Here is an 18,807-nt window from a genome sequence, read left to right as displayed (position 1 = left end):
CCACGTTATTTGAAACTGATCTCGATATCCGAGATTTTCCCCTTTTGATAGAGGTTTCTAATATACTCAAAAGTTTCATCGATAGAATGAACTCCTTTTATATCCTGGAATGGGACTTTTATCTGCCCTCCGTAATCATCTAACAGTTTTTCTTCAGGAGTCTTGATGACCTCTTTGCGCGAAGTCCGAAGATCATTATATTTCCTTAGTTCTATCTCGACATTGGCAAAATTCCATTCATCAAGGAAATTTTGTGCTTTTTTAAGGATATCGATGAGACCTGTATCTTCTCCAGAAATGGTTCGATATTCTTCAATTTGCTTAGAGTAACTAGTATACTGGGTATGAATATTCTTTAGATCCTGATTGAGATTCTGAAGCTCAGTATAGATTTTCTTGATGCATTCTTTGGCTTCATTGAATTTACCATCGTTGAAGAGTGGATTATATCTGTCTTTGTACTGTTTAGTAAGATCGTTAAAAATGGTCCTTTTTTCTGTAGCTGTATATCCCCCTTCTTCCATAGAGGCTAAGGTCTTCTCACAGGTACTGCTTAGGTTACTGTATCTTTGCGCATAGGCGATGCAAGGTTCTTTACTGTTCTTTCTGTCGTCGATCTGCTTTATGTATGTCTTAATATGTTCATCAATGTCGTTTGATGCTATAACAAGATGGGTATAATCTTCTGATGTGAGATCCTCTTCGATGTCAGAAATGGTATCATTCAGCGTTTTGATCCATTCATCTTTCTCAATTTCAGAAATATACCCTTCATTGCATCCCCTGTTGATCAATTTGAGGAGTTGTTCTACCTGGGTATTCTTGTTGTCAACACCTGAGGTGAATTCTTCTTTTTTGTTTTTTATTTCTCGATCCAGTTTTTTTCGCTTTTCGATAATAGTTTCAATGAGATTCTTACACTCTTCGACGTTTTGTGCATTGTATTCAAATTCATCCTGGAGAGAGTCCAGGTCTGATGAATATTGTGCGATAGCACTTTTGTCATTAGATACAGAGATCTGGAACTTCTCGGCAAGAGGTACTAGTTCACGATAGGTTTCGAGCTCGGTTTCAATCGTTGCAAGGTGCTGGTTCACCTGGCCTGAGAAGTCCATTGGTTTATGGAATATTTCGCCATGGTCTGATTCTGAAGCGATCATGTTCTGTTTTTGCAGTATCTCGAGGTACCAGGAAACCATCCGCATCTCGTCTCCGGGTGGGGTCTGGACAATATAGTTGTCCTCGATATACTCCCAGATCTCTCTAGCTGTGGCCCTTGATTTTTTGCCAATAAATGTAAATATCGACTTCCAGGGGGGGTTCTGGTCCAGTGTGGCGATTTTCCACCTGCTTCCCTCAGTTTCAACAAAGTGTTGATGCTGCAAACCCTGCATGAAGGCTCTATCGATATAATTCAAGTTCAGATTTTTATTTAATTCTTTTATTGAGAATGATTTCAGGGATTCCGATGCAAGGAAGTCGATAGTTTTTCGACGATTTTCTTCAGGGAATGCGATCGCCTTTTCTTCGATCAGTTCAGTTATCTTCTTATCCGCTCCGATGGTTTCAAAGAGTCCAGTTGTATCAATTTCTTCGATGGCATCGATCTCTCTGTTTCCAAGGAGTTTGATCATCCCCATCATTGTGTCCCGGGTATCAGAGAGTTCCTGAACTCCTACTGAACAGATATTTTCGAAAAATCTTTGATTTTCAGTATTCCTGATGGTATTTTTGAATTTTATATAGTTTGGATCTGAGCCAAAGTGAAAACCTTCATAGAGTACAAACCCAACTGTAGCATCTTTTTTATCAAGGAGATCAAGAATTCCGTTATATAATTCAGGCGGGAACTCTCTGCCCTTATAGGCTGCAAACGCCACACTCACCGGTGTCGGCGAGTTCTCCACACGTACATTCCCAACAATTACTTCATAGGAGCTACATGAAGTATCTGTTTTATATTCGGCCATCCATTCATTTTGCATCAGAGTCCAGAGTCCTTTGGTCAATTGACTTTGGTAGTGTTCAGGATTCTGCATCAGTTCGATCAATTCACGATCAAGGTTTTGTTCAATATCAGAGTCGTATCTTTTTCCCTTGAAGATCTCATTTTTAATCTCCTGATGGATGACGTATGTTGTCTCACCATATTCACTGAATTTCCGCTCAAGAACGCGAATCCCCTGAATCGGTTGGGTCAATATATCAGGATTCGAATCCCGGTTGAATTCATCTACAGAGATCTCGGCCTCTTCTCCGATCAACTTCCCTTGTAATCTCTCAAAATCTGTAGAGAGATTTTCATCTCTCTCCCGAATTGCAGTCGTGATCCGGGTGAGAGCACCAATATCAAGGACCACATTCTCCTTATCAAAGAATGAGGTGTGGGTCGCAAGAACCCAAAGGATACATCCACCATCTACCTCTTTTATTCCACTTTTTTGTGCATATAGGAGGCCTTTGTTCAGGATAGAGAGGATCTCTCTGGGATGGCCCCCGGTCAATCGTGCAACAACATTTACAACGCCCTCGTGAAGCGGATAGAGACTATCATTGGGAGTGACTCTGGAGCTATTGAGTCTGTCGCGGACCATGGCCAGCACGTCTTTTTCAGAGAGATAGCCAAGGACGATTTCGTCATTATTCTGAAAACGCTGTATTAATGCATCTCCAAGTCTGTTTTCAGTAGTTTCAGTCCCATTAACTACAGTAATTTTTGCAAGAGCCTCTCGTGAGAAACCCATAATGAAATGGAGAGGGGTTCCTGAGAAATAGTTGACAAGATGAAGTAACGTCTGGACGAAGTACTGGATCTCATCATTGTCACTGGATTGAACAATATCTTCTGCTTCATCGATAAGGAGAAATATCCCCGTGTAACCCTTTAACTGGGAGGCGGCGACAATCTCTTCTATGTTGGCGATGACGTTGTCACGGAGTCTCTCTTTTTTGTACGATTGATCGATGCTGTCATCTGGTTCTACGGGAGGGAGATCTGCGAGGGTATCCTGAAAATCAGAAGCATATGGGCCAAATGACTCTATGAACTTCTCATAAAACCTTCTGATACTGATGCCGAGATTCCCTAGATAGACCGCGATTGCACCGTCCCCATAGACCCCCGAGCGAATCTCATCCTGAAGGCGCAGAAGGTGATGAGTCTTTCCTGTGCCGTACTCTCCTCGCACCAGCATACGCTGCTGCCTTTGTTCTTTTATGGCTCTTTTTACGAAGAATTCCGCCTTTTGCAGTTGGTTTTCCCGTCCGAACAATCTGTATTTTTTTGAGGATTCCTGGTCTCCGATGATTGTATCAAAGGGGTTGGAATTCAGTCCAAGGTCTGAGAGGTCAAGGTCACTCATAGAGGTTCAACTCCTGTGCAATATCCATGTTGATTGAGAATTTTTCATAACTTCCACCGACAATGAGGTCTGGGAGAAGTGAATTTTTCAGAATCGAAAATCTTTCATCAAATTCAGGGTAGTTCATGTTATATTTAAGGGAAAAGCGCTCTTTCATCGAGCGTAATGGGACGGTGCCATCTTTATCTTTTAATTCACAGTATTCCTCAACGAGAAGTTGAGCAAAAATCAGATTGTGAAGATTTACAATGATATATGAGGGAGCAGTCTCTCCAATCTTGTGTTTTTCGAGGAGGGAAAGTCTTTCCAACTCCACAAGCGAGGTATCAATTGTGAAAGGATTGAATGAGTGTCCGAAAACATTCTTCCTGTCATATTCCATGCCGATGTCTGATTTGGATAGTTTTTTTCTGCGGAATATGAATGCAGCTAGATCTCTGATCTCCGGTGAATAATAGAGTGCGTTTGTCTGCAGCATGAGCAACGCACCCTCTTTATCATTACTGAGATAGGCGGCATACACTTGTTTTCCAGAATATAGATTGATATGATCATTGGTGAGAGAAGATGTTAGAACCAGATTCTTATCATCTCCTGTAACAAACTGGAGAACCCTTATGTTGTAGAGGACATCGGTTGTCGCACCAGCTAAAGATTTTTTCCCCTTCTTTTCGAACTCTTCTTTGTCAGAAAACTGAGTGAGATAATCAAAGAGTTTTTCTTTGGAAATAGGACCATTTTTTCCAATATAGTGAATCGCAAGAATCATTCGATTCGGATCAGCATTTGATCGACGCATGAACTATCATCTCACCGATGAGATATTCATCGGAGAGATTAGATAAATAGGTTTGGAATTAGCCTTTTCAGACCAATGTCTAAAGTATTAACCAGACTAGCAACACATAATAAGAAGAGCATGCGGTACTTTATTCCTGACTGGGACGACCGGGTCGATCCCGAATATGACTTTCTCACTGATACTCATTCAAATCTTCACCGCGAAGACCCAAACAATGATGCGTACATGTGGGATCTTCTCGGAGTGGAGAATGTTCCCTTTGACGGGGTATTGGTATCGGTAGCCACAGCTCAAGAGAATAAGAAGAAATATGCAGCAATAAAAGAAAAAGGAATCCACCAATTTTTCGGACTGCCGGATTCATTTCCAATTATGGCTGACTGTGGGGCATTTTCATATATCAATGAAGAGGTTCCGCCATATCAGACTTCTAATATCCTGGAGATATATTCAGAATTAGGCTTTAACTATGGTGTCAGTATCGATCATCTCGTCGTAGAAGCATTTAAAGAAAAAAAAGACGAGCGAATGAAGATCACATTCCAGAATGGTTTAGCAGCCTTCGATGAATGGAAGAAAAAATATCGTGATGATTTTCAACTTCTTGTATCTGTCCAGGGATATGAGATTAATGATTACCTCAGGATGTACCATAAGTTCCTTGAATACGGTATTACTCACATGGCAATCGGCGGCCTCGTGCGGTCGCAGACATCTGAAATAGTCACATTGATTGACCGTATCATCGCCGACATAAAAGAAACTAATAAAACACCGGAATATCTTCACTTCTTTGGAGTGGCTCGACCGAACTTGTTTTTCAGACTGAAAGAACTGGAAGATCTAGGTGTAAACGTAGCCTTTGACTCCGCATCATATCTGAGACGCGCATGGCTTAGTTCTGCTTCGAGTCAGATGAACTATATCACCCAAGAACAGAGAGGATATGCTGCGATACGTGTTCCCCAAGATAAATCTTCGAAAAATCAAGAATCTGAGGGACAAAGAAAGACCCTAGGACTGGAACAAGCATGTCTCCGTGCCCTTCGTGCGTATGATCGTGGCGAAATGATCCTTGAAGATGTAATGGACGTTTTGGAGACGTTTATTATTGTTAATGATGGAAAGCTAGAGCTACTCGAGTATTATCGACGTACCCTTCGAGATCAACCCTGGAAGAAGTGTCCTTGTCCGATATGCCAGAAAAATGGGATTGAAACGATCGTCTTCAGAGGGAACAACCGCAACCGTAGAAGAGGTTTCCATAATACAATATCATTCTATTCGTTGCTCAATAATGAGAGTCAGTGGGATCGAACGTACCTGGGGAAGGATATTGAGACACTTGATGGTTTCTCGAAAAACCAGTCTGTCCTTGTAATCACTGGATGTACAAAGAATAAGTGTGAAATCGAGGAATATAGAACAATTGCTGCCAAAGATTTGTATACTGGGACACTTTTCACGAAAGTGCGGGAGTATTGTGAAAGAATGGGATACGATTACAGGATTATCTCTGCAAAATATGCTTTATTAAAACCTGATGATCAGATATCCACGTACGAAAAAGTATTGAGAACCAGGGTAGACGTTGATAATATTCGTCCCTCAGTAGAAGAAGGTCTCAAGCCTATCCTGAAAAACTATGATACAATACTTGTCATTGCGGGGGCACAGTATCGTGATGTTCTCAGTCATATCATAGATGATAGATTTGTATTTTTAAAAGCAAAAGGAATCGGAGATATGATGCATAAGGTATCAATTGCTATTCCGCAGGTAAACTTAACTCTTGATGAGTTTATAGAGGAGTAACGTAGCGATCTCTTTTTTGTGTAGCATCCATTGGGCATTGCTTTGTACTTCACATGAGTATGATGAGGAATCGGATGTCCTTGAGTAGGCGATGTGCACGCTTGATCTGACATGTGGGATGGAGGTGTTTATTAAAGGGTTTTCTGGGGCATCTTCTGCCGCAGGGATACATCAACTTCCATTAAATACATCCTGCAGCCAAATTTATGGATCAACAGTTGTGTCTCCTTCCTGATCAAGAAATTACACCGTTCTGTGCCGCTCCACATATGTCAGTTTATCGCGACCCTAATGTCCACCCTGCTTTGATTCTGGAGTGAATCTAAAAATGAGATCATAGGGGCCGCGATCATGCTGGAGTCATCTGTCTCTAGGTATTATGGCAGGCATAATAAAATAGGATGGTGGCATTGGATGCCTATATATACTCGGATAACATGTTTGATTAATCGGTGACTCTTAATAAGGATGTCCATCTCCAAGGCCACATCAGAATCCGGGCGAGCTCGTTCTGGTACGAGAACGAACCCCCAGGGACAATATAGTTATGAGGAGCCGTGATGAAGTAGTGAAAGATTGACGACTGTTTATTTGTTCTTTTCCGTCTGATCCACTCTGAAGCTGGATGATAGGACAATTGTTGCGTCATGTTGACGCAGATATGATAGATACAATCGGGAACTTTATTTGCCTCAGAACATGGAAATAATCATATGTTTTGGCTCTGTAGAAATGCTCTTGATAATTATCTCTGCAGGGGGCTGGCCGCCCCCCGGTCCCCCCGCACGAAGATAGGTGGGGGACGGCACTATCCTCTTCATGGCCGTTCATTGTGCCTTCCCGGCCCTATCTTCATCCCGGGGGTTCGGGCGGCAATCGCCCCCGACGGGAGCATGGGGGAAGGCAGGTGAACCGCACTCATACCCAGAGTGAGGGTTTCTACAAAGCCTATGTTTTATTAACCATGCGACAAACACAATTGGGGAATACACAAAAGTAAATAAGAGTTTCATAAATCTAAGGTAGGAGGATTATGTCAAAACTATCAGTGATTAATCGGGTCTTTAAACGTGATTGGATATTGCTTGCAGATAGTGACGTGTATTATCGAGATTATCCCCCACAATGCCCTGGTGTGTACGTTTTAGGTATATCAAAAGGACGAGGGCCAAAAAAAATAATATATGCTGGTCAAAGTTGTGATTCGTTATACCATAGAATCGCTGCATATGCTACAACAGGAAGTCACATTTCACGCCAATTAAACGACTATTTCCAAGATGGATATTCCTTGTATTATAAATACCGTGTATGTATATCAAAAGATCCAAGAGATATTGAGGACTATTTGTTAAGCCAAATTAATTTCCCCTGCAATAGTAGACATAATGGGGGATACCAATAATATTGTCCTTTAGAATTCCTGTATTTCAATGGATTGTGGAGTTATGACATCAAGAGAAGAGAATGCCTTCAGGAAATTTGGCGGGATAAAATAAACCCCTTTCTTCTCCCATATTTTTAGTTTCAATTTATCACTAGGCACTATACAGGGAAAAATCAAATCATGCTTAGATGAAAAAGGGATAATAGAAACGGAAGCAAAAATATGCCCTGAAATGAGGGCCATAACGACTTTTTATCTTGATTCGACCTCTGTGAACTCCTGCATTATATCAGCAAATTCTTTCTATCTAGGTAGAATATCCGCAACCTCTGCAGGCACACTTCCTCTCTCTGCTGGGCACAATCAAGGATCCCGCGGTCTCTGATCCCGCATGCGATCGTCCCGAACACCTGCTACTTCTGCACTTATCACAAGAAAGTATGGTTACTGTCTGAGATCAAGTGTCCACGGAAGGATCTGGATGACAAGAATTTACAGTCTCCTCAAGAGAGTGTTTGAATAATGATAGTGAAGGATTTCAACCTAGTGTTAAGTCAAGAACAAAACGTCGTCAACACGATGCAATTGAACGAGATCTCTCTCCTCACGTGAAGAAAATGTAGAGAGCGCCACCATCCTCTTCATGATCCCGCCCCTGCCTCCCCGTCCCTATTTTCATCTTCATCCCGGGGGTCCGGGGGCGGGTCCCCCGCCGCAAACATGTGGGAAGGCACATCAATCATCTGTGCCGTCCCCAAGAAAAACGAAGAAATTTTTGTCACTCTCTCGCGCCGGGGGAGACCCCCCGAACCCCCCCAAAGCGAGGATGGGGGTTGGGGCGGCGACGAAGCGGTGTTCCCACTCGTTGCACCGTTGTGAAGAGCGGATCAGCAGCATCACGGTCGGACATTTGAGGGATGACACGACACCAGCACACTGATTGTGGGACAATCCGCTCAAAGAAGGATCTCGCGAGTCGGTTGAAGCAGACGTACACTTGGGCATTTAAGGAGGTTGAATCTCGTAATTAGGCCAATTCCATAGTTATTTATCATAGGAGCATAAATGAAACTCTAATGAGGCAGAGGGTGACGATTTGATTCAATTTCTTGATTTCATAACCACAATACAATCCACCCTAGGTAGAGCCATTACACCTGAAGACAACCAGGGCCAGTACGACGCCATTGAGAGTTCTCTAGATCGCTCGCTCTTTATTGTTGCTGGACCGGGGAGTGGAAAGACCACAGTTATGGCCCTGCGAGTATTGAAACTGGTCTACGTAGATGGTATTGACCCTTCAACAGTCCTTGCCACCACCTTTACTAAGAAGGCTGCCACAGAGTTGCGTTCCCGCATCCTCGGTTGGGGAGAGCGCCTGCGACTGGCATTCATCGAGAACCCCACATACGCAGACCAACGGGAGGTTCTGCAGTTGATTGACTTCAATCAGATCTTCACTGGAACCCTCGACAGCATCTCTGAGAACATCCTGCAGGAATATCGGGAAGCAGGAAGTCCGACTCCAGTGATCATCGAAGATTTCATCGCGAATGCCATGATGGTGCGATATGGGCTTCTCGATGGTGGTCGATACAAAAATAAGGATTTGAAAGCCTATCTAAAAGGTCTCAGTGGGATCTCCTATGATTTGAACACGGGGGGAATGGCAGGAATTTTGCTCGAGATCCGGGATCGGGTCTGTCACGATCAGGTTGACATTGATACCTTCAATGAGTCTGGAGAAAATCCTGGGATAAAAGTGGCCTGTGAGGCAATCAGGGTCTATATGCGGGAACTGGAAGAGCGACTGCTCTATGACTATGGTAGGTTGGAGCAGGAATTCTTTCAAAAACTGCTGAATGGAGAGCTCACTGAATTTACTGAGAAAATTCGCTTCATTCTGGTGGATGAGTATCAGGACACAAACTTGCTCCAAGAACATATCTACTTTGAACTGGCCCGACATGCCTTGCAAAATGGGGGGAGTATTACTGTGGTCGGTGACGATGATCAGTCGATCTACCGCTTCCGTGGGGCAACTGTCGATCTATTTACTCATTTCCCTTCAAGAATCCAGGAAGCACTCCAGGTGTATCCAACCGTGATCACTCTCTCCAAAAACTACCGGTCCACCCAGAACATTGTTGATCGTGTTGAACAGTTTGTGACGCTAGATCCGACTTTCCAGTGTGCAAGGGTGGAAGAAAAGCCCCCCATAGAGTATGCGAGAATCGGAAAGCCTGTAAACTATCCAATTTTGGGCATGTTCCGGGATGATCTCCCTACTCTGGCACGGGATCTCTCTTTCTTCCTTGAAGGTGTGGTGCACAATGGGGGGGTTGAGATCACTCAGAGTGGTACGACTTATACCATCTGTGTCGATGCTGATCGCGGATCCCCTGCCGATATCTGTGTCCTCTGCAGTTCACCTCAGGAAATGAAGGCCGACGGTAATCCCCGCCTACCGCGTCTGCTTCGACAGAATTTGCACAATGCCACGCATTCGATCGAGATCTTCAACCCACGTGGACAGCAACTCAGGGAGATCTCCGAAGTGCAGGTTCTCTGTGGACTGATGTTGGAATGCATCGATCCCGAGTCTACTATCCAGAACAAGATAAAATACCTCCCTAAAGATGCAAAGAAATTCTTTGGTGCCTGGAGGGACGCAGCCCAAATCTACATTCAGCAGCACTCTGAGCAGTATGGAGATATGACGCTTGGGAAGTTCGTGCAGGCCTGGCAGACGCGGACACCACATAACGCCTTTGTGCAGAAACGAGAAGTTCCCCTCCTTGACCTGGTGTATCGACTGGTGACCTGGATTCCTCCCATGCAGTATGATGTGGAAGGACTTGTCTATCTCGAAGTGATCACTCGAACAATCACCCAATCTGCCGTTTTCACAAAATTCGGTAGCGAAATTATCTTTGACGATGAAAATACGATTCTAGAGGGGAAATCTATAATAGATGCCATGAGGGGGATCTTTATCCCCCTTGCAACTGGGGCGATTGATATCAATGAAGACCTCCTCGAAACCATCCCCACTGATCGTATCCCGATCATGTCCATCCATCAGGCCAAGGGACTCGAGTATCCCCTGGTCATCGTAGATGTGGGGTCCGACTTTAAGACTGAACATCATAAGCAGGCCTTCAAACGCTACCCGAGAGAAGGAGGGAGAACGTGCAGAATGGAGGACGAGCTCCGTGCCTTCTCTCCTCTTCAAACGCCTCAACGACCTGGAGTTGATCGCGCCTTCGACGACCTCACAAGACAATATTTTGTTGCTTTTAGTCGTCCCCAGGATGTGTTGCTCCTTGTGGGTCTGAACAGCGTGAAGGATGGCTACCTCACAAAGGGGAGGAAACCGACCCTTAAATTTATCAAGAACGTGGCGACGGGATGGGATCGTGACGAAACCTGGCATTGGGGAAAAGGCCTCCCTGACATCATTCATATCTAGAAAGGAGGAATAATGACACTTTCGGTGAAATCAAAGCCTTACATAATCCCTGAGTACAGCCTTACTGGCGATCTGCTGAGTTACCAGGCATGTGGGTTACAGTATCGCTACCAGAATCGAGGGGCCCTCCCCCCTTCGACACCGGTGCAACTCTGGTTTGGAGAGTTCATCCACGGCGTCATGGAGGAGGCGTACAAGACTTGGCATGAAGGCCCTGAGGCATTACGCTTCCCTCTCGTGTGGAAAGATGAGATCAGGGTGATCGAGATGAACGTCAATCGCCGTCTCAGGGCAAAAGGCCTCCTTCCGCCACCCCGTCTCTTCTGCCCCTATGATGAGACAATGGAAACGGAAGGCTTCTGCCCCGACGTAAACCATCCCCATAAATTTCTCGCCAGTAAGCGAACCGAAGCTGCGATCAATACTTGGGGGCCTCACCTCTTTCCACTCATTGACAATGCTGAGGTGAAACTCAAGGGGTGCAGGGATCTGGTTGGCTACCAACCCGGGGTCCATCGGGCACAGACCTACAGTGTTACGGGGGTCGTCGACGTCCTCAGTGCGGTCTCCATGGAGAGGGCACAGACGGGAAATCTGATCCTCCATTATATTAACACCCATCAAGAGATCAGAGCAATTATTGATGATCTATTATCGCTAGACTACGAGATCATCATCGATTACAAAGGGATGCGCCGCCCTCCAATGTACCTCCGTCCCGGGGTCTCCAATCCAACCTGGGAGGCCCATGCATGGCAGGTGCTCACCTATGCCTGGTTAAGGTCCCGCCAGAAGGATGCTCAGAGACCAGTCGCAGGGATCATCTTCTATCTGAACGAACTGGTCCCCTCGGCAGAAGACATCAGAGATCTTAAAATAGAGACGAAGGCTGGATTGACTGATATCCTGCCGACGAGTCGGGCGGACAAACAAGCACTGGCAAGGTGGAGGAAGGGATCGAAAGGGGATGCATTATCTGCGAATTTGCGTGAACAGCGATCCATACGCCTGATTCCCATCACCGAAAAACGTCAACAAGAGAGTCTTCAGGCGTTTGACGCTGTTGTTAAAGATATCGAAAATTCCATCGCTCGAGAAATGAAGTGTGGATCAATCCAAGGATGTTGGAAACCAAATCCTCAGGATAAAACCTGTAAAGCATGTAGTTTCAAGATCTATTGTCCTGCGGTGAAGGGAAAATATCCGATGAGCATTCCATAGTTCATCTAACATTTCCATAATTTTTCTCGTGGGGTTGTTCTGCTTGGCTCATCTCTTCGCGCGAGTTATATTGCTCATTTTCCGGCTCTGTTGAAACCCTCAAATAGAAGGGCAATCCCTGCAGCTTTCGCTTCCTTCATGAGGTTATGAAGAATGAGTTTGATCTTGATCTCATTGTTTTGATATCGATATTATTTTGCCTTGAGATCACCTCCAAATCTTCTTTTAAGGACAAAAGATACCGTTTCAACTTTGTTTCTTTCATGGTATCGACCATGATCAAAGTTTGTATACATTTCGTGCCTATATCTGGTTTCCCGAAAAATATCCACATTCAAACAAGCAAGAGACAAAAAGAAAGGCGTACCAGAGCACCTCCACCCATCCCTCAACCAAACCCGGAGTAATATCCATATAATCCCCCGCGTCCAGGTAGAAGATCCACAACCTCAACGGGTACTCCCCCTCCCACTCCTCCGCCACCTTCAGGATCCCGTGGTGATCCCTGTTCCCATAGGCGATCGTCCTCCTCCTCCCACCGCCTTTGCCGGGCGATGGAGAGCACCAGCCTGGTGAAATACTCCGCGTGCCGGGAATACCTGAGCTCCACCCGTCCCCGGCGAGGGGTTCAGGCGCCCAGTTTCATCCTTTCCAGGCACCAGTGGGAGACCACCAGGCCGTCGAGGTCGTCCACAGGGTTGGCGATCGAGTCGTGCTCCAGGGAGACCAGGAGGCGGTTGCAGCGCTTCATATGGCAGGACGGCCGCCGGGGGGCGACGCGAAAGATCCAGGGCCACCCGAACATGCCGTCAAGAGGGAAGGACCAGAGGGGAGTGCGTGGTATTCTTTCAGGGATCGAGGGGTCGGCATACCCCTCCTCACACAATGACCCGGGTCGGTGACCTGGCGGAGGTGGGTCGAACTCAAGTGTACGCAGGATAACCCGGATGATACAATGGACTGCCTCCCCAAGAAGGTGACGGGAAAAGGGGCCAACCCAAATTAAACAGCACAATAAACTCCCTTATTTTGATCAGATCATAACGGGGCATGCGATCGGCCATCAAGCCCCTCTAACCTGATGCTTACACAAGGCATATATACATCTGCTGCGCTAGTAGTGAGATAATGGGGATTGCGATTTCCAACAATATGGGGATGAGGTGGAGGGGGCCATGACCTCCTCGACATCCCTCAAAGGCCTTCTCATCGGAGGGAAAATCCTCCGCGGCGCCCACACCGGGAAACCCGCCGCCGAGGACAGAAACCTGTACCCGGTGGTGGGCATCAGGGCGCTGGGAGAAGACGGCACCGTTGACCACGCTGCCGTCGAGGAACTCGCAGTCAGGAAGGAGAATGAGATCGAACGCGCCCGCATCCACACCGGCGACGTCCTCCTCTCGATGAGGGGGCAATTCCGCGCAGCCCTTGCCGATGAAAAATGTGAGGGCCATATCCTCTCCCAGAACCTTGTCATCCTCAGGTTCGGGGAGAAGACGGATCCCGCCCTGATGACCGAGTATCTCAACAGCCATCAGGGGAGGGACGCCCTTACCACTCTTTCACGCGGAACGGCGCTGCCCATGCTCTCCATCAGGGCCCTGGAAAAACTGGAGATCCCGGCCCTCGACAGAGCCGCCCGGGAAGACCTTGCCGCCTGCCTGGCCGCCTACCGGGAGTATGAATCTCTCGCACAAAAAGAGGCGGCGCTGGCAGCGCAGATCAAGGAAGCATTGGTCGGCGAACACCTGGGGGTGCGGCAGTGACCGATCTCGAGTCCCGGGCGTTCAGAGAGAGCATATTTCATATCGCCTCCCTGATCCAGAGCGAACTCGACGCACGAGACCATCCGAAGGCCCTCACCGCCCTGCTCGCCCTCAAACGCGTCGCAGACCTGAGGGCCTCAGGCGATCTCGCCGGCTTTCTTGCCTACGCACCAGTCTGGGACGAGATCTGCACCGCACAAAGCCCTGGAGATGCGTTGACCGCGGCATACTCCCGTCTGGAAGAGGCACACCCCGGTGAAAAGAATTGGTTCGACGCCTTGATATTCAGCCCGACAAGGGACACACTCTGGAAGAAAGTCGTCTCTCTCGTCTCGGAATTCTCATTCCTGGACGCCGACCCCGAGGTCTTCTCCGAGATGCTCCTTCAGTTCTACCGCGAGAGCCCGGGCTCCTTCGAGACCCCCCGAGACCTTGCCCACCTCCTTGCCGGCCTGCTGGAGCCGGAGAGAGGGGCGTCCATCTTCGCTCCCTTCTGTCAGGATGGAGCGATTTTGATCGAGGTGGCCAGAGAGCACGGGACGAGAGGCATCACCCTCTATGCCCAGACACCCAACGACTACAGCAGGCTGGTCACAGCGCTCGTCCTCCTCGTGCACAACTGCCCTGATGTGCACGTCGCAACCGGCGACCCCATCCTGACACCGCGGTTCAGGCAGGACGAACGGTGCCTCATGGTTTTTGACCGGGTCGTCGGAACCATCCCTGCCGGCGCCATGGACTGGGGATCAGAGGGCATGCAACGTGACCCCTATCTCAGGTTCGTCTACGGCGTCCCGCCGCGGACAAGCAGGGACTACGCGTACCTCAGTCACGCCATCGCCTCCCTCACCGAAGGCGGGAGGTTGGTAGCCGTCGTCCCATCGGGAGTCCTCTTCAGGAGCGCAAGAACGGAGAAAGATATCCGGGCGAACATCGTCAGCCGCGACCGCGTCGAGGCGGTCATCGCTCTGCCGCTCCGGATCTTCCCCTCAACGGCGGTGCCGTTTGCGATCCTCGTCATCGCCGCAGGCAAGGTGACGGAGAGGCGGGATAGGACGATCTTCATCGACGCCTCCCGGTCGTTCCTTGCGGGGAGGGGGCGGAGCATCCTCAGAGGCGAGGACATCACGACGGTCCTTGACGCCTACACCACCTTCACCACAGTCGAGGGCTTCAGCGCCGTGGCGACCATCGACGAGATCGCGGCACAGGACTTCAACCTCGAGGTCTCGCGGTATGTCCGACCGGTGCCATCAGAAGAGCAGGCCGAACCGTTCGACATCGACGCGGCCATTGCCGAACTCAAAACGATCAGAGAAAGAAAAGAAGATGCCCTGAATCGGTTCCTGGAGAGCGTCACGCGCCTGGAGCACGAGCAGAGATAGGGCAACACCTGGAGGCAAACCATGTAAGGCAGAGTTCTCGGTACCGGAGGTGCCGTCTGTAGAGGCACCGGCAGGAGAGACGAAGAAAAAACCCGTTTGAGGTGAATCATGAAGAAAAATGATGTTAGGAAGAGCGGAGGCGCCGTCCAGGAGGACTGTGAACGCCTTCGAGCGGCACATGAGAAGGTGACGTTGATGAGTGGCATGACCTCTCACGACATTCTCAACCTGCTCTCTGCGATCGATGGATACAGGGAGATTCTGGACGGCGAGATGCAGAAACACCCCGGGCTTCACCGGCCATATGAATGCATGATGAAAGCGGTGGACGGGATACGATGGCACGCGGAGATGGCCGAGTTCTATATGGTCCCGAGGGTGCCGCCCTCGACATGGCTCCGTCTCCGCGACCTGATCCAGGTCGCCGCAGACGAAGTTCCTCATGAGAATGTCGATCTTGTCATCGATGTTGGAGACGTCGAGATCTATGCCGACACATTGATCAAAATGGTGTTCTTCAATCTGATCGAGAATGCCCTCTCTCATGGCGGCGGCACCATTTCAGAGATAGAGATCGTCTTCTCTGAAGATGAGAGCGGGGGCCTCATCACCGTTCAGGATGACGGCCGTGGCATCCCCGAAGAGCACAAGTCCCGGATCTTCAGGTACGGCTTCGGGGACCACACAGGCACGGGCCTTTTCTTCACCTGGCGAGCCCTGAAAATCCTCAACTTCTCGATCTCGGAAGGTGGAACAGAGGGGCAGGGTGCACGGTTTGAGATCAGGATCCCTCCGGGGCGGTATCATTATGACAGGAACACCTGACCGTATTTTCCGGGTTGTGGCAAGAACGCACGCACTGAGCCAAAGAGAGCAGAACCTGATTTGAGGTAAACGATGATCGAAAAAAGGGTTATGATGAGCGGAGCGGCCGTCTGGCGCGGCGCCGCATTTCGAAACGAAGAGAGAAGAGAAGCAGTGTGGAGGGCATATGTATAGACGGAGGATCTGCAGGCATGCGCTTGACCAGATCATCCTGGGAAAGAAGGTACCGTGTTTTGAGAAGGTCACCGGCACGTTTGCAAGCGCCATGGACCGGGGCCTCCTCCCCCGAGATCTCGACCGCGACCTGGAGGAGGAGTGGAACATCTACTGCACAATCATAAAAATGCTCAGGAGATGGCCGGCATGCACCCCCACTGAGTCTGTCGAGCACCTCGCACAGGCTGAAGGGAAGACACCGCTGGAAGACCATCCTGCATGGTCTGCCCGGGTGTCGGTGATCATCGAGGCCTTCGTGGAGCATGACAACACCATCTTCCCCTCACAATCGGTCTCAAACCATATACACAGAAGACATCTCACGGCATTACCTGGTGCGGAAGAGAAGAAAACATGGAGAGATCTGGGGGAGAGTGACGAGATCGATGAGACCTTCCCCCGGCTGGAAGAGGTCTACAGTCGTGTCCTGCCGCAGGAGGAGGATCCAGGCGAACTGAACCAGAGGTGGGGTGTCGTGATCGTCCGCGGCGTCTACTGGGCGGCGCAGAAGCACTATCGGGAGACAGACACGATACCCTCGTTTTGTATGCTCGCCGCGAGACTCGGGATCAGCGTTGGCATGCGACACTTCCCGATGGCCCTCTACACCTGGGTGGCGATCAGGGATCTCCATCGCGAGATCAATCGCCAGATGAACGCGGTGGACGATCGAAAAGCCGACGCCTCCTCTGCAGCGCACCGCCGGCCAGAAAACGAGGGCTGAACGTATGGCCGTGTTCATCCTTGAGTGCATCCCGAAGGGCAGATGCTCCACGAGTTTCTCTGTCTGGGAGGGCCTTCCGTGGCGTCCCTCTTCACGTTCTCGAACAAGGCCGATCTGATCGAGTTCCTGGAGGACGATGGATCTCTGCAGGGATATGATTCCGTTCATCTCAGCGGGCACGGCAGGGGGGCCGGGACCGATGCTCCCTATTTCAAACTGCCCCGCGGGCGGATGTTGCCGGAGGATTTTCCGGAAGGGTGCTTTGAGGGGAAGAAGGTCGCCCTCTCCGCGTGCGAACTGGGAAGGAGAGGGTTCATCGCAATCACGAACTACTAACTAACTACTAATTTGTGTAAAATTAGTATTTTATAGATCCAGATCAAAATACTAATGAAATACTAATCTGTATCAAATTAGTATTTAGGAGGTCGCACCCATGAATAAACTCCCGGAAAAACCGCCATCCAATGAAGAAACAACACTGAAATTGATATTCAGCAAGACAACACAGGATCCGGAATTCAAAAAACTCGTCGCCAGGTATAACACCCGCTACCTCTCCTGGGACGACCTTAGATACCGCATCCCTGACCCCGAGAAACGGATGGCGGCCTGGGCGATGATGAAGATGCTCAGGACAATGCGCTACGAACCCGTCCCCTACCCCTCCCTCGACCTCAAGTACTCGACCACCCCTGAGATCTCGCGCAGCCTCCACATTTTCGACCAGTACCTCTCAGGCACCATCCAGATCCATAACAAGACCATCAGACTCGAACAGTCCTACATCATCAACTCCCTTATGGAGGAGGCCATCGCCTCATCGATCCTCGAAGGGGCGGCGACCACCCACAAAGTCGCCAAAGAGATGCTCAGAAAAGGGAGAGAGCCACGGAACAAGTCTGAGCAGATGGTGATCAACAACTACCGGGCCATGCGATATATCAGGGATCAGAAGGACACACCCCTCACCCCGGACTTCATCATCGACATCCATCGGTTCGTCACCGAGAACACCCTCGAAGAGGACGCCGTCGGACGGTTCAGGGACAACGACAATATCGTGGTCGCCGATTCTGCCACCGGTGTCGTCCACCACATCCCACCAACGCACACCAGAATATGGGAACTGATCGAGGAACTCTGCCAGTTTGCAAATGCCGACGACGACGATGCCAGCACCTTCATCCATCCCATCATCAGGGGGATCATCCTCCACTTCCTCATCGGCTACATCCACCCCTTCGAGGATGGCAATGGCAGGACTGCACGGAGCATCTTCTACTGGTACGTCCTCTCGCGGGGCTACTGGCTCTTCGAGTACATGCCCATCTCCCGGATCATCCTGCGATCCAAGAAAAACTACGCTCTCGCCTACCTTCACACCGAATACGACGAGATGGACCTCACCTACTTCATCCAGTATCATATCGGGTGCATCGAGGAAGCCCGCAAAGACCTGCTCGCCTACATCGAGAAGAAACAGAGCGAACAGAACGCGACAAAAGCGATAATTAAAACTATTCAAACCATCAACCAGAGGCAGGCAGATATTCTCAGGCAGATGATGGAACACAGCGACGAATTCTTCACCATCAGAGAAGTCTCGGAGACCCACGGTGTGGTCTACCAGACGGCGAGGACCGATCTCCTCGGCCTCGCCGAGAAAGGCTACATCAGAAAGGAAAAACGCGGCCGGGAGTTCATTTTCATTTTCAATGAAGAATGCGACCTCTGGAAAGAGAAGAAAAAACCCGGCAGATGACACCAATGGGACGACACACCTTCACCGAGGCCGAAGTCGAGACGGCAGCGTCGGATGGTTTGCAGAG

Annotated in this window: 12 protein-coding genes; 9 read left to right on the top strand and 3 right to left on the bottom strand. The window is 48.9% G+C overall.

Annotated elements, in window-relative coordinates; all coding sequences use genetic code 11:
- Positions 1 to 5 precede the first annotated feature (5 nt).
- A complete protein-coding gene (locus tag E2N92_RS00695; protein ID WP_220681790.1) occupies positions 6 to 3,362 on the bottom strand; it encodes an ATP-binding protein in 3,357 nt (1,118 codons plus the stop codon).
- Positions 3,355 to 4,131 (bottom strand): hypothetical protein, encoded by a 777-nt coding sequence (locus tag E2N92_RS00690; RefSeq protein ID WP_220681789.1) that lies wholly within the window; start codon positions 4,129 to 4,131, stop codon positions 3,355 to 3,357. Before E2N92_RS00690 ends, E2N92_RS00695 begins: the two co-directional genes overlap by 8 nt.
- 150 nt (positions 4,132 to 4,281) lie before the next feature.
- On the opposite strand from E2N92_RS00690, the gene dpdA reads away from it, so the two are divergent.
- The 3 genes from dpdA (at position 4,282) to E2N92_RS00675 (ending at position 12,059) form a co-directional block, all read left to right on the top strand.
- Positions 4,282 to 5,979, top strand: a complete 1,698-nt coding sequence (gene dpdA / locus E2N92_RS00685; protein WP_220681788.1) for a tRNA-guanine transglycosylase DpdA — start codon at positions 4,282 to 4,284, stop codon at positions 5,977 to 5,979.
- A gap of 2,483 nt (positions 5,980 to 8,462) precedes the next feature.
- Positions 8,463 to 10,838, top strand: a complete 2,376-nt coding sequence (locus E2N92_RS00680; RefSeq protein WP_246589259.1) for a DEAD/DEAH box helicase — start codon at positions 8,463 to 8,465, stop codon at positions 10,836 to 10,838.
- 12 nt (positions 10,839 to 10,850) lie between these two features.
- Positions 10,851 to 12,059 carry a PD-(D/E)XK nuclease family protein gene (locus E2N92_RS00675; protein WP_220681787.1) on the top strand — a complete coding sequence of 403 codons (1,209 nt, stop codon included), beginning with the start codon at positions 10,851 to 10,853 and terminating at the stop codon, positions 12,057 to 12,059.
- A gap of 628 nt (positions 12,060 to 12,687) precedes the next feature.
- On the opposite strand, the gene E2N92_RS13670 is transcribed toward E2N92_RS00675, so the two are convergent.
- Positions 12,688 to 12,810 (bottom strand): hypothetical protein, encoded by a 123-nt coding sequence (locus E2N92_RS13670; protein ID WP_281425788.1) that lies wholly within the window; start codon positions 12,808 to 12,810, stop codon positions 12,688 to 12,690.
- A 424-nt stretch (positions 12,811 to 13,234) separates the two neighbouring features.
- Between E2N92_RS13670 and E2N92_RS00670 the strand changes: the two genes are divergently transcribed.
- From E2N92_RS00670 to E2N92_RS00645, 6 genes are all read left to right on the top strand, one after another.
- Positions 13,235 to 13,825 carry a restriction endonuclease subunit S domain-containing protein gene (locus E2N92_RS00670; protein ID WP_220681786.1) on the top strand — a complete coding sequence of 197 codons (591 nt, stop codon included), beginning with the start codon at positions 13,235 to 13,237 and terminating at the stop codon, positions 13,823 to 13,825.
- Positions 13,822 to 15,210: an N-6 DNA methylase gene (locus E2N92_RS00665; RefSeq protein WP_220681785.1), complete on the top strand. Its 1,389-nt coding sequence runs from the start codon at positions 13,822 to 13,824 to the stop codon at positions 15,208 to 15,210. Before E2N92_RS00670 ends, E2N92_RS00665 begins: the two co-directional genes overlap by 4 nt.
- Before the next feature lie 108 nt (positions 15,211 to 15,318).
- On the top strand, positions 15,319 to 16,035 hold the full coding sequence (locus tag E2N92_RS00660) for a sensor histidine kinase (protein WP_220681784.1): 717 nt from the start codon (positions 15,319 to 15,321) through the stop codon (positions 16,033 to 16,035).
- Between the two features lie 166 nt (positions 16,036 to 16,201).
- Positions 16,202 to 16,975: a hypothetical protein gene (locus tag E2N92_RS00655; protein WP_220681783.1), complete on the top strand. Its 774-nt coding sequence runs from the start codon at positions 16,202 to 16,204 to the stop codon at positions 16,973 to 16,975.
- A 78-nt stretch (positions 16,976 to 17,053) separates the two neighbouring features.
- Positions 17,054 to 17,311 (top strand): hypothetical protein, encoded by a 258-nt coding sequence (locus E2N92_RS00650; RefSeq protein ID WP_220681782.1) that lies wholly within the window; start codon positions 17,054 to 17,056, stop codon positions 17,309 to 17,311.
- A 100-nt stretch (positions 17,312 to 17,411) separates the two neighbouring features.
- On the top strand, positions 17,412 to 18,740 hold the full coding sequence (locus E2N92_RS00645; RefSeq protein ID WP_220681781.1) for a Fic family protein: 1,329 nt from the start codon (positions 17,412 to 17,414) through the stop codon (positions 18,738 to 18,740).
- Positions 18,741 to 18,807 lie beyond the last annotated feature (67 nt).

The sequence above is a fragment of the Methanofollis formosanus genome (genome assembly GCF_019633745.1).
GTDB classification, from domain to species: Archaea; Halobacteriota; Methanomicrobia; order Methanomicrobiales; family Methanofollaceae; genus Methanofollis; species Methanofollis formosanus.
This window is presented reverse-complemented; position numbering and strand designations above follow the sequence as displayed.